This window comes from Proteus sp. MB838, assembly GCF_054767435.1.
On record NZ_BAABMO010000043.1, the window covers coordinates 1 to 13,088 of the forward strand.

The following is a 13,088-nucleotide window of genomic DNA, read 5'->3' on the forward strand; positions in this document are numbered from 1 at the left end:
TCAAAGAAACCGCAAAAACAACTTGTACTGGCGTTGAAATGTTCCGTAAATTACTTGACGAAGGTCGTGCAGGTGAGAACGTAGGTGTTCTGCTGCGTGGTACAAAACGTGAAGAAATCGAACGTGGACAAGTACTGGCGAAACCAGGTTCAATCAACCCACACAACAAATTTGAATCAGAAGTTTATATTCTGAGCAAAGATGAAGGTGGTCGTCACACTCCATTCTTCAAAGGCTACCGTCCACAGTTCTACTTCCGTACAACTGACGTAACTGGTACTATCGAATTACCAGAAGGCGTAGAAATGGTAATGCCAGGCGACAACGTGAACATGATCGTTGAACTGATCCACCCAATCGCAATGGACGAAGGTTTACGCTTCGCAATCCGTGAAGGTGGCCGTACAGTAGGTGCGGGTGTTGTTGCTAAAGTATTAGGTTAATTACTCGGTAATTTTCCTAAAGAAGGGCATCAATTGATGCCCTTTTTATGCGTTGTTTGAAAAAGAACCTATCTCATCACTAGTTTTCTGGAAATTATTGGTGAGATAGGCTCTGATACAACGAATTGAGTCCAGTATCTTGCAGATACGAATGTCATAGAGATATGACGCTGTGTCAGATGCAATCATAGTTTATTTATGGTTAGTCTGATTTGTTTTGCTCTTGCGAGGCAAGCTGGCTATTTATTTACATCATATGGACAGGTTAATTTATGAGTGCGAATAGCGGAGCTCAAGATAGCAAACGCGGTGGTGATATCGCTAAGTGGATCATTACCGTCTTATTGCTGGTAGTAGCAGTGGGTGGCAACTATCTTTATCGTGAATTTAACCTTGCGTTGCGGGCTTTAGCGGTTGTTATTCTGTTCGCGGCTGCGGGCGGAGTTGCGTTGTGGACAACACAAGGTAAAGCAACACTAGCATTTGCTCGCGAAGCTCGAATTGAAATGCGTAAGGTAGTATGGCCAACGCGTCAAGAAACATTGCAGACAACATTAATCGTTGCTGCGGTGACGGCTATTGTGTCATTGGTTCTTTGGGGACTGGATAGCATTCTGGTTCGTTTAGTTTCATTTATTACTGGCCTGTGAGGTGTTCATGACTGATTCTCCTAAAAAACGCTGGTATGTTATTCAAGCCTTTTCAGGCTTCGAAGGCCGTGTAGCACAGTCTCTGCGTGAACATATCAAATTAAACGAAATGGAAGACTCATTTGGCGAAGTTATGGTTCCAACAGAAGAAGTTGTTGAGATCCGTAGCGGACAGCGCCGTAAAAGTGAGCGTAAATTTTTCCCAGGCTATGTTCTTGTCCAAATGGTCATGAATGATGCAACTTGGCACCTTGTGCGTAATGTGCCAAGAGTCATGGGTTTTATTGGCGGTACTTCAGACAGACCTGCACCAATTAGTGATAAAGAAGTTGATGCGATCATGAATCGTCTACAACAAGTTGGTGACAAACCACGTCCTAAAACACTGTTTGAACCAGGTGAAATGGTTCGTGTTAGTGATGGTCCATTTGCTGACTTTAACGGTGTTGTTGAAGAAGTTGATTACGAGAAAAGTCGCCTGAAAGTGTCTGTTTCTATCTTTGGTCGTGCGACCCCAGTGGAATTAGACTTTAGTCAGGTTGAAAAAGGTTAAACCTTTTTGCTCGCCTTTCTTGCAAAAGGTGGAAAAGTTCACTACAATTTTCCACCTTTCGTTTTGAGTTGTTTTGTCATGAGACAAAGCAAAGTAAATCGGGGAGCCCTAGCCGGGCGATATACCCACATTGAGGAATTAATTAATGGCTAAGAAAGTCCAAGCCTATATCAAACTGCAAGTTGCAGCAGGTATGGCTAATCCAAGTCCACCAGTTGGTCCAGCTCTGGGTCAACAAGGTGTTAACATCATGGAATTCTGTAAAGCATTCAACGCTAAAACTGAAAGCGTAGAAAAAGGTTTACCAATCCCTGTTGTTATTACAGTTTACGCAGACCGTTCTTTCACTTTCGTTACTAAAACTCCTCCAGCAGCGATTCTGCTGAAGAAAGCGGCGGGCGTGAAATCAGGTTCTGGCAAACCGAACAAAGAGAAAGTAGGTAAAGTAACTACTGCTCAAGTTCGTGAAATTGCAGAAACTAAAGCTGCGGATCTGACTGGTGCTGATGTTGAAGCTATGATGCGTTCAATTGAAGGTACTGCTCGTTCCATGGGCCTGGTAGTGGAGGACTAATCTGATGGCTAAACTAACCAAGCGCATGCGCAATATCCGTGAAAAAGTAGATGTAGTGAAACAGTACGAAATCAATGAAGCAGTTGCTTTATTGAAAGAGTTAGCTACAGCTAAATTTGTTGAAAGTGTTGATGTTGCTGTTAACCTCGGCATCGATGCTCGTAAATCAGACCAAAACGTTCGTGGTGCTACTGTTCTGCCACACGGTACTGGTCGTTCAGTTCGCGTTGCTGTATTCGCACAAGGTGCAAATGCAGAAGCTGCTAAAGAAGCTGGTGCAGAATTAGTCGGTATGGATGACTTAGCTGCTAAAGTTAAAGCTGGCGAAATGGACTTTGACGTTGTAATTGCATCTCCAGATGCAATGCGCGTTGTTGGTCAATTAGGCCAAATCCTTGGTCCACGTGGCTTAATGCCAAACCCGAAAGTGGGTACTGTAACACCTAACGTTGCTGAAGCTGTTAAAAATGCTAAAGCTGGTCAGGTTCGTTACCGTAACGACAAAAATGGTATTATCCATACCACTATCGGTAAAGTTGATTTCAACGAAGCTCAGTTGAAAGAAAACTTAGAAGCTCTGCTGGTTGCGCTGAAAAAAGCAAAACCATCTTCAGCTAAAGGCGTTTATATCAAGAAAGTAAGCCTGTCTACCACTATGGGTGCAGGTGTTGCTATTGATCAAGCAAGCTTAAGCGCGACAGTTTAATCCTCGATTAGACTAAAAGTCATAAAAGACTTTACCTTGGCGTCAAATTTGTATAGAATTTGACGCCTTGAGTTTAGCTATGTTGTATTTTGAATGTGAGTCAACATAACTAAATTCCCAAATTCGGTTGGAGTCTGGCCTATCCAGACCCCGTCCAAGACCGCAGGTGTAAGTAATTACTTAATTTTCCTGCGTAGACGGTGAGAGAGCCAAAAAGAATTTTATATTCTGGATTCTGCTCACCGTGTTTTAGCGCTTATTTCCATTGTGGCAATAAGTGATGTGAGTCCCGAGTTTTTACTCGGTTAATCCAGGAGCAAGAAGCTAATGGCACTAAATCTTCAAGACAAGCAAGCGATTGTTGCTGAAGTCAGCGAAGTTGCCAAAGGCGCGCTGTCTGCAGTTGTTGCGGATTCCCGTGGTGTAACTGTAGATAAAATGACTGAACTGCGTAAAGCATGTCGTGAAGCTGGTGTTACTGTACGAGTAGTACGTAACACATTGCTACGTCGCGCTGTTGAAGGTACTTCTTATGAAGTGCTGAAAGACGCATTTGTTGGTCCTACCTTGATTGCTTTCTCTTCTGAACACCCGGGCGCTGCAGCTCGTCTGTTCAAAGATTTCGCGAAAGCGAACCCAGCATTCGAGATTAAAGCGGCTGCCTTTGAAGGTGAGTTTATCCCAGGTTCAAACATTGATCGCCTGGCTACACTACCAACTTACGAAGAAGCAATCGCACGCCTGATGTCAACCATGAAAGAAGCCGCTGCCGGCAAACTGGTTTGTACTCTGGCTGCACTGCGCGATCAGAAAGAAGCTGCTTAATAGCCAATTTCCTTCGTTGCTTTACTACGTATAAACTTTTTCTGAATTTTAGGAACAATTGTTATGTCTATCTCTAAAGACGATATCTTAAATGCAGTTGCTGAAATGTCTGTAATGGACGTTGTTGAACTGATCACTATGATGGAAGAAAAATTCGGTGTATCTGCTGCTGCAGCTGTTGCTGTTGCTGCGGGTCCAGCAGAAGCTGCTGAAGAAAAAACTGAATTCGACGTTATCCTGAAAGGTATCGGCGGTAACAAAGTAGCAGTAATCAAAGCAGTACGTGGCGCTACCGGTCTTGGTCTGAAAGAAGCTAAAGACTTAGTAGAATCTGCTCCAGCAGCTCTGAAAGAAGGCGTAAGCAAAGATGATGCTGAAGCTCTGAAGAAAGCTCTGGAAGAAGCAGGTGCTGAGGTTGAAGTTAAGTAATTTAACTTCCCAGAGAGCAGCCTAACGGCTGATGGCTGGTGATTTTTTGGTCACCAGCCTTTTTGCGCTGTAAGGTAAGAGTAGCTTTTTCACACTTTTTTGGCTTCCTCTTTACCTCAATATTTTTTGCTATTGACGACTTAATATACTGTGTTAGCCACTACGATCCACGTTTTTCCAAAAGCTCGGTAGTGTGCGCAATGCAATGAAATGATTTAAGAGTAATAGCAATAAGTATTATGGAAAATTTTATTTTCCTACCTACAAAAAAACAGTGTTAGATGAATGTCGTGTCACCCTTAATAACAAGGGCAGGCAGAGTGGGTCACTTTTCAGCGAGCTGAGGAACCCTATGGTTTACTCCTATACCGAGAAAAAACGTATTCGTAAGGATTTTGGTAAACGTCCACAAGTTCTGGATGTTCCCTATCTCCTTTCTATCCAACTTGACTCGTTCCAGAAGTTTATCGAGCAAGATCCTGATGGTCAAAATGGGCTGGAAGCGGCTTTCCGTTCCGTATTTCCAATCCAAAGCTACAGCGGCAATGCTGAACTGCAATATGTCAGCTACCGCCTCGGCGAGCCTGTTTTTGATGTTAAAGAATGTCAGATCCGTGGTGTAACTTATTCTGCACCATTACGTGTAAAACTGCGTCTGGTCATTTATGAACGTGAAGCCCCAGAAGGCACCGTTAAAGACATCAAAGAACAAGAAGTCTATATGGGTGAAATCCCATTAATGACCGATAATGGTACTTTTGTTATCAATGGTACTGAGCGTGTTATTGTTTCCCAGTTACATCGTAGCCCTGGTGTGTTCTTTGATAGCGATAAAGGTAAAACGCACTCTTCAGGTAAAGTACTGTATAACGCACGTATTATTCCTTATCGTGGTTCATGGTTAGACTTCGAATTCGACCCTAAAGATAATCTTTTTGTCCGTATTGACCGTCGTCGTAAATTACCAGCGACTATCATTTTACGCGCAATGAACTACAGCACCGAAGACATCTTAAATCTGTTCTTCGAGAAAACAACGTTTGAAATCAGTAATAATAAACTGATGATGACGTTAGTTCCTGAGCGTCTGCGTGGTGAAACAGCTTCATTTGATATTGAAGCAAACGGCAAAGTTTATGTCGAAAAAGGTCGCCGTATTACTGCTCGTCATATTCGTCAGTTAGAAAAAGAGCAAATTGAGCGCATCGAAGTACCTGTTGAATACATCGCAGGTAAAGTAGTGGCTCGTGACTATATTGATGAAGCGACAGGTGAATTGATTTGTGCTGCTAACATGGAAATCTCTTTAGATGTGTTAGCTCGCTTAAGTCAAGCTGGTCATAAAACCATCGAAACACTGTTTACCAACGATTTAGATCATGGTGCTTATATTTCAGAAACTATCCGCGTCGATCCTACCAACGATCGTTTAAGCGCATTAGTTGAAATCTATCGCATGATGCGTCCTGGTGAACCACCAACTCGCGAAGCGGCAGAAAACTTATTTGAGAACTTATTCTTCTCAGAAGATCGTTATGATCTCTCTGCGGTTGGTCGCATGAAGTTCAACCGCTCTTTAGGTCGCGAAGAAGTTGAAGGTTCTGGCATCTTAAGCCAAGAAGATATCATTGAAGTGATGAAAAAACTGATTGATATCCGTAATGGTAAAGGTGAAGTGGATGATATCGACCACTTAGGTAACCGTCGTATTCGTTCTGTTGGCGAAATGGCTGAAAACCAATTCCGTGTTGGTCTGGTGCGTGTTGAACGTGCAGTTAAAGAGCGTCTATCTTTAGGTGATCTTGATGCATTAATGCCACAAGATATGATCAACGCAAAACCGATTTCTGCTGCAGTTAAAGAGTTCTTTGGCTCTAGCCAGTTATCGCAGTTTATGGATCAGAATAACCCGCTGTCAGAAATTACCCATAAACGTCGTATTTCTGCATTAGGCCCTGGTGGTCTGACTCGTGAACGTGCAGGCTTCGAAGTTCGAGACGTACACCCAACTCACTATGGTCGTGTGTGTCCAATCGAAACACCTGAAGGTCCAAATATCGGTCTGATTAACTCATTATCTGTTTATGCACAGACTAACGAGTACGGATTCCTAGAAACGCCTTACCGTGTTGTAGAAAACAACGCTGTAACAGATGAAATCCACTATCTGTCTGCAATTGAAGAAGGTAACTTCATCATTGCTCAGGCTAACTCCGTATTAGATGATGATGGCCACTTCGTAGAAGAATTAGTAACTTGCCGTCATAAAGGTGAGTCAAGTTTATTTAGTCGTGATCAAGTCCAGTACATGGACGTTTCAACTCAACAGGTTGTTTCTGTCGGTGCTTCACTGATCCCATTCCTTGAACACGATGACGCCAACCGTGCATTGATGGGTGCGAACATGCAACGTCAGGCTGTTCCTACACTTCGTGGTGATAAACCACTGGTAGGTACAGGTATGGAACGTGCTGTAGCGGTTGACTCCGGTGTTACTGCGGTAGCAAAACGTGGTGGTACTGTTCAGTATGTTGATGCTTCTCGTATCGTTATCAAAGTAAACGAAGATGAGACTTATGCTGGTGAAGCAGGCATTGATATTTACAGCTTAACTAAATATACCCGCTCTAACCAAAACACATGTATTAACCAAACACCTTGTGTTTCTTTAGGTGAACCTGTTGAACGTGGTGATGTACTTGCCGATGGTCCATCAACAGACCTTGGTGAACTTGCATTAGGTCAAAACATGCGCGTGGCATTTATGCCATGGAATGGTTATAACTACGAGGACTCCATCCTTGTATCTGAGCGTGTTGTTCAAGAAGACCGTTTCACAACTATCCATATTCAAGAACTTGCTTGTGTGTCTCGTGATACTAAGTTAGGGCCTGAAGAGATCACTGCAGATATTCCTAATGTTGGTGAAGCTGCGTTATCTAAACTAGATGAATCAGGTATCGTTTATATCGGTGCTGAAGTGAAAGGCGGTGATATTCTGGTAGGTAAAGTAACACCGAAAGGTGAAACTCAACTGACTCCAGAAGAGAAACTGCTACGTGCTATCTTCGGTGAAAAAGCATCTGATGTTAAAGATTCTTCTCTGCGTGTTCCTAACGGTGTGTCTGGTACAGTTATTGATGTACAAGTCTTCACCCGTGATGGCGTAGAAAAAGACAAACGTGCATTAGAAATCGAAGAATCACAATTACGTGAAGTTAAAAAAGACTTAACAGAAGAGTTACGTATCTTTGAAGCGGGTCTTTTTGCACGTATTCGTGGCGTTCTGATTGCCGGCGGTATTGAAGCTGACAAACTAGATAAACTACCTCGTGAACGTTGGTTAGAACTGGGTCTTGCTGATGAAGAGAAGCAAAACCAGTTAGAACAATTAGCTGAACAGTATGATGAACTGAAAGCTGAATTCGCGAAGAAACTGGAAGCTAAACGTCGTAAGATCACTCAAGGTGATGATTTAGCACCGGGTGTATTGAAGATTGTTAAGGTTTATCTGGCTGTTAAACGTCAGATCCAACCTGGTGATAAGATGGCGGGTCGTCATGGTAACAAGGGTGTTATCTCTAAGATTAACCTAATTGAAGACATGCCATACGATGAAAACGGTAATCCTGTTGACCTCGTACTGAACCCACTGGGTGTACCATCACGTATGAACATTGGTCAGATCCTTGAAACTCACTTGGGTATGGCTGCTAAAGGTATCGGTGATAAAATCAATGCGATGCTGAAACAGCAACAAGAAGTGGCTAAGTTACGTGAATTTATCCAGAAAGCTTATGATCTGGGTATGGCACCTCGTCAGAAAGTTGATTTGGACACCTTCAGTGATGAAGAAGTGTTACGTTTGGCTGAGAACCTGAAAAAAGGTATGCCAACTGCAACACCTGTGTTCGATGGTGCAGAAGAGATAGAAATTAAAGAGATGCTGAAATTAGCAGATCTTCCAACTTCTGGTCAGATTACACTTTTCGATGGTCGTACAGGTGAACAATTCGAACGTCCAGTAACTGTAGGTTACATGTACATGCTGAAACTGAACCACTTAGTTGATGACAAGATGCACGCCCGTTCTACCGGTTCGTACAGCTTAGTTACTCAGCAACCTCTTGGTGGTAAAGCACAGTTTGGTGGACAGCGTTTCGGGGAGATGGAAGTATGGGCACTGGAAGCATACGGTGCGGCTTACACGCTACAAGAAATGCTTACTGTTAAGTCGGATGACGTTAACGGTCGTACCAAAATGTACAAAAACATTGTTGATGGTAACCATCAGATGGAACCAGGTATGCCTGAGTCGTTCAACGTATTGTTGAAAGAGATCCGTTCACTGGGTATCAACATCGAATTGGAAGACGAATAACGTATTCCATGAAAGCAGACTGCTAAATATGGCAGTCTGCTAAACAGTGACTACACTGGTTTAAAGGGGTGAATGACAGGGGTCATTTGCCTGGCAGGTCTAACTCCGACAGGAGCCATTTCGTGAAAGACTTATTAAAGTTTCTGAAAGCGCAAACCAAGACCGAAGAGTTTGATGCGATCAAAATTGCTCTGGCATCACCTGATATGATCCGTTCATGGTCATTTGGTGAAGTTAAAAAGCCAGAAACAATTAACTACCGTACGTTCAAACCAGAACGTGACGGCCTTTTCTGTGCCCGTATTTTCGGACCAGTAAAAGATTACGAATGTTTGTGTGGTAAATACAAACGTTTAAAACACCGTGGTGTTATCTGTGAGAAGTGTGGCGTTGAAGTCACACAAACTAAAGTTCGCCGTGAACGTATGGGTCACATCGAATTAGCTTCTCCAGTGGCGCACATCTGGTTCTTGAAATCACTGCCGTCCCGTATCGGTCTGCTGTTGGATATGCCACTGCGCGATATTGAACGTGTACTGTATTTTGAATCTTATGTTGTTGTTGAAGGCGGTATGACCAGCCTTGAACGTGGCCAAATCTTAACAGAAGAGCAATACCTCGATGCATTAGAAGAATTCGGTGATGAATTTGATGCGAAGATGGGTGCTGAAGCTGTTCAGAACTTGTTACAGAGCATGGATCTGGAACAAGAGTGTGAAACGCTACGTGAAGAGTTAAATGAGACTAACTCTGAAACTAAACGTAAGAAACTGACTAAACGTATCAAGTTACTTGAAGCATTCATGCAATCAGGCAATAAACCTGAGTGGATGATCTTAACTGTACTGCCAGTGTTACCACCAGACTTACGTCCACTGGTTCCACTTGATGGTGGTCGTTTTGCGACTTCTGACTTGAACGATTTATATCGTCGCGTTATCAACCGTAATAACCGTTTAAAACGCCTGCTAGATTTAGCAGCTCCAGACATTATCGTACGTAACGAAAAACGTATGTTACAAGAGTCTGTTGATGCGTTATTAGATAACGGTCGTCGCGGTCGTGCAATTACAGGCTCTAACAAACGTCCTCTGAAATCTTTGGCTGATATGATCAAAGGTAAACAAGGTCGTTTCCGTCAAAACCTGTTAGGTAAACGTGTTGACTATTCTGGTCGTTCTGTAATCACCGTTGGTCCATACCTGCGTCTGCATCAGTGTGGTCTGCCGAAAAAAATGGCACTTGAATTATTCAAACCATTTATTTACGGAAAACTGGAAACCCGTGGTTTAGCGACAACAATTAAAGCCGCTAAAAAAATGGTTGAGCGTGAAGAAGCGGTAGTTTGGGATATCTTAGATGAAGTTATCCGTGAACACCCAGTTATGCTAAACCGTGCACCGACACTTCACCGTTTAGGTATACAGGCGTTTAAACCAATCCTGATTGAAGGTAAAGCTATTCAGTTACACCCACTCGTTTGTGCGGCATATAACGCCGACTTCGATGGTGACCAAATGGCGGTTCACGTTCCATTGACATTAGAAGCGCAGTTAGAAGCTCGCGCGTTGATGATGTCAACTAACAATATTCTGTCTCCAGCAAGTGGTGACCCAATTATCGTTCCTTCACAGGACGTGGTATTAGGTCTTTACTACATGACTCGTGATTGCATCAATGCCAAAGGTGAAGGCATGGTGTTAAGTGGTCCAAAAGAAGCTGAACGCGTTTATCGCGCAGGTTTAGCCTCTTTACACGCGCGTGTTAAAGTACGTATCACTGAAGAGATCAAAGATGGCGAAGGTAATATCACCACTGAAACTAGCTTAAAAGACACTACAGTTGGTCGTGCTATTTTATGGATGATTGTACCAAAAGGCCTACCTTACGCACTGGTTAACCAACCATTAGGTAAAAAAGCTATTTCTAAAATGCTGAATACCTGCTACCGCGTAATGGGCTTAAAGCCAACGGTTATTTTTGCTGACCAAATCATGTATACCGGTTTTGCTTACGCTGCACGTTCTGGTGCTTCAGTAGGTATCGATGACATGGTTATCCCTGCGAAAAAAGCAGAGATCATTGCCGAGGCAGAAGCAGAAGTTGCAGAAATTCAAGAACAGTTCCAATCCGGTCTGGTAACAGCGGGTGAACGTTACAACAAAGTCATCGATATTTGGGCTGCTGCGAATGAACGCGTCGCTAAAGCGATGATGGAAAATCTGTCTACAGAAACTGTGATCAACCGTGATGGTGAAGAAGAACAACAAGTTTCCTTCAACAGCATCTTTATGATGGCTGACTCCGGTGCTCGTGGTTCTGCAGCTCAGATCCGTCAGTTAGCGGGTATGCGTGGTCTGATGGCTAAGCCAGATGGCTCCATTATCGAAACCCCAATCACTGCGAACTTCCGTGAAGGTCTGAACGTACTCCAGTACTTCATCTCAACCCACGGTGCTCGTAAAGGTTTGGCGGATACCGCACTGAAAACAGCAAACTCCGGTTACTTGACTCGTCGTTTAGTTGACGTTGCACAAGACCTTGTCGTAACAGAAAGCGACTGCGGTACAACCGAAGGTGTAATGATGACTCCGGTCATTGAAGGTGGAGATGTTAAAGAGCCACTGCGTGAGCGTGTATTAGGACGGGTAACGGCAGAAGATATCCTGAAACCAGGTACTGCAGATATCCTTGTTCCACGTAATACGCTGTTAAACGAAAAACTGTGTGATCTGTTAGAAGAAAACTCAGTAGACAGCGTTAAAGTTCGTTCAGTTGTAACCTGTGACACAGACTTTGGTGTATGTGCTAAATGTTATGGTCGTGACCTTGCTCGTGGTCATATCATCAACAAAGGTGAAGCTATCGGTGTTATCGCAGCACAGTCAATCGGTGAGCCTGGTACACAGTTAACGATGCGTACGTTCCACATCGGTGGTGCGGCATCCCGTGCGGCAGCAGAATCAAGCATTCAGGTACGTAATAAAGGTACACTGAAATTGATCAATGCGAAATTTATCACCAACACTGCTGGTAAGTTAGTGATTACTTCTCGTAATACAGAATTACGTCTCATTGACGAATTCGGTCGTACGAAAGAAAGCTATAAAGTACCTTATGGTGCTCAATTATCGAAAGGTGATGGCGAAGCTGTAAACGGTGGCGAAACAGTTGCTAACTGGGATCCACATACCATGCCTGTGGTGAGTGAAGTTTCTGGTATTATCCGTTTTGCTGACATGGTTGATGGTCAAACCATTACTCGTCAAACGGATGAATTAACCGGTCTTTCTTCACTGGTTGTTCTGGATACTGCAGAGCGTACTGGTAGCGGTAAAGATTTACGTCCAGCATTGCGCATCACCGATGCACAAGGTAATGATGTATTAATCCCGAATACAGATATGCCGGCACAGTACTTCCTACCAGGTAAAGCTATCGTTCAATTAGATGATGGCGTTGCTATTAATGCGGGTGATACGTTAGCACGTATTCCTCAAGAATCTGGTGGTACTAAAGATATTACCGGTGGTCTACCACGCGTTGCTGACTTGTTTGAAGCTCGTCGTCCGAAAGAGCCTGCAATCCTTGCTGAAATCAGCGGTATTGTTTCTTTCGGTAAAGAAACGAAAGGTAAACGTCGCTTAGTTATTTCTCCATTAGATGGTAGCGATGCATACGAAGAGATGATCCCTAAATGGCGTCAACTTAACGTATTTGAAGGTGAGGTTGTGGAACGCGGTGATGTTATCTCCGATGGTCCAGAATCACCACATGACATTCTGCGCTTACGTGGTGTTCATGCGGTTACTCGCTATATCACTAATGAAGTACAGGAAGTTTACCGTTTACAAGGGGTTAAGATTAACGATAAACACATTGAAGTTATCGTTCGTCAGATGCTACGTAAAGTGACTATCGAAAATGCCGGTAGCTCTGAATTCCTTGAAGGTGAACAAGTTGAATACGCTCGTGTTAAAGTTTCGAACCGTATTTTAGAAGAAGAAGGTAAAGTACCAGCAACATACTCTCGTGACCTATTAGGTATTACGAAAGCATCACTGGCTACTGAGTCTTTCATCTCTGCGGCATCGTTCCAAGAAACAACACGCGTACTGACTGAAGCTGCTGTTGCAGGTAAACGTGACGAATTACGTGGTTTAAAAGAAAACGTTATTGTGGGTCGTCTGATCCCTGCAGGTACTGGTTTTGCGTACCATCAGGATCGTATCCAACGTCGTCAACAACAACTGCCAACGGATGAAACTGAAGCAACAATCAGTGCAGATGAAGCTTCTGCTAACTTAGCAGAATTGCTGAATGCAGGTTTCGGCGGTTCATCAAATAACTAATTGATACTGCATTAGTTTTAAATATAAATACCCTCGATAGTTATCGAGGGTATTTTTTTGCTCTTTTTATACTTGTATAGGTAAGTTAAATAATTAAGTTTATATTTTTCAGATATTTATGATAATTTTTTACTAAGTAAAAGGTCATTTTTTCTGTAAGCTGGCGATCCACATT

Annotated in this window: 9 protein-coding genes; all 9 read left to right on the top strand. The window is 43.2% G+C overall.

Annotation, left to right across the window (positions count from 1 at the left end):
- Positions 1 to 443: EF-Tu C-terminal domain-related protein (locus tag ACYUCW_RS15255; protein ID WP_405304695.1), on the top strand; the 443-nt coding region annotated here is incomplete at its 5' end.
- Between the two features lie 272 nt (positions 444 to 715).
- The gene (gene secE, locus ACYUCW_RS15260) at positions 716 to 1,093 is read left to right on the top strand and encodes a preprotein translocase subunit SecE (RefSeq protein WP_163748661.1); all 378 of its coding nucleotides are present in this window, start codon (positions 716 to 718) and stop codon (positions 1,091 to 1,093) included.
- A 7-nt stretch (positions 1,094 to 1,100) separates the two neighbouring features.
- The gene (gene nusG / locus ACYUCW_RS15265; RefSeq protein ID WP_004246900.1) at positions 1,101 to 1,646 is read left to right on the top strand and encodes a transcription termination/antitermination protein NusG; all 546 of its coding nucleotides are present in this window, start codon (positions 1,101 to 1,103) and stop codon (positions 1,644 to 1,646) included.
- 145 nt (positions 1,647 to 1,791) lie between these two features.
- The gene (gene rplK, locus ACYUCW_RS15270; protein WP_004246901.1) at positions 1,792 to 2,220 is read left to right on the top strand and encodes a 50S ribosomal protein L11; all 429 of its coding nucleotides are present in this window, start codon (positions 1,792 to 1,794) and stop codon (positions 2,218 to 2,220) included.
- A gap of 4 nt (positions 2,221 to 2,224) precedes the next feature.
- Positions 2,225 to 2,926, top strand: coding sequence for a 50S ribosomal protein L1 (gene rplA, locus ACYUCW_RS15275; RefSeq protein WP_004246903.1), 702 nt, complete (start codon positions 2,225 to 2,227; stop codon positions 2,924 to 2,926).
- A 327-nt stretch (positions 2,927 to 3,253) separates the two neighbouring features.
- On the top strand, positions 3,254 to 3,751 hold the full coding sequence (rplJ, locus tag ACYUCW_RS15280; protein WP_460408954.1) for a 50S ribosomal protein L10: 498 nt from the start codon (positions 3,254 to 3,256) through the stop codon (positions 3,749 to 3,751).
- 63 nt (positions 3,752 to 3,814) lie between these two features.
- On the top strand, positions 3,815 to 4,180 hold the full coding sequence (gene rplL, locus ACYUCW_RS15285) for a 50S ribosomal protein L7/L12 (RefSeq protein ID WP_004246905.1): 366 nt from the start codon (positions 3,815 to 3,817) through the stop codon (positions 4,178 to 4,180).
- 352 nt (positions 4,181 to 4,532) lie between these two features.
- The gene (gene rpoB / locus ACYUCW_RS15290) at positions 4,533 to 8,561 is read left to right on the top strand and encodes a DNA-directed RNA polymerase subunit beta (protein WP_460408955.1); all 4,029 of its coding nucleotides are present in this window, start codon (positions 4,533 to 4,535) and stop codon (positions 8,559 to 8,561) included.
- Between the two features lie 122 nt (positions 8,562 to 8,683).
- A complete protein-coding gene (rpoC, locus tag ACYUCW_RS15295; RefSeq protein WP_460408956.1) occupies positions 8,684 to 12,913 on the top strand; it encodes a DNA-directed RNA polymerase subunit beta' in 4,230 nt (1,409 codons plus the stop codon).
- The last annotated feature ends 175 nt before the right edge of the window (positions 12,914 to 13,088 follow it).

What these genes read in the sequence shown, in the direction of transcription:
- rpoB (WP_460408955.1), top strand. Translation starts at nt 4,533, where the DNA reads ATGGTTTACTCCTATACCGAGAAAAAACGTATTCGTAAGGATTTTGGT.
- secE (WP_163748661.1), top strand. Translation starts at nt 716, where the DNA reads ATGAGTGCGAATAGCGGAGCTCAAGATAGCAAACGCGGTGGTGATATC.
- rplL (WP_004246905.1), top strand. Translation starts at nt 3,815, where the DNA reads ATGTCTATCTCTAAAGACGATATCTTAAATGCAGTTGCTGAAATGTCT.
- rplA (WP_004246903.1), top strand. Translation starts at nt 2,225, where the DNA reads ATGGCTAAACTAACCAAGCGCATGCGCAATATCCGTGAAAAAGTAGAT.
- rplJ (WP_460408954.1), top strand. Translation starts at nt 3,254, where the DNA reads ATGGCACTAAATCTTCAAGACAAGCAAGCGATTGTTGCTGAAGTCAGC.
- rplK (WP_004246901.1), top strand. Translation starts at nt 1,792, where the DNA reads ATGGCTAAGAAAGTCCAAGCCTATATCAAACTGCAAGTTGCAGCAGGT.
- nusG (WP_004246900.1), top strand. Translation starts at nt 1,101, where the DNA reads ATGACTGATTCTCCTAAAAAACGCTGGTATGTTATTCAAGCCTTTTCA.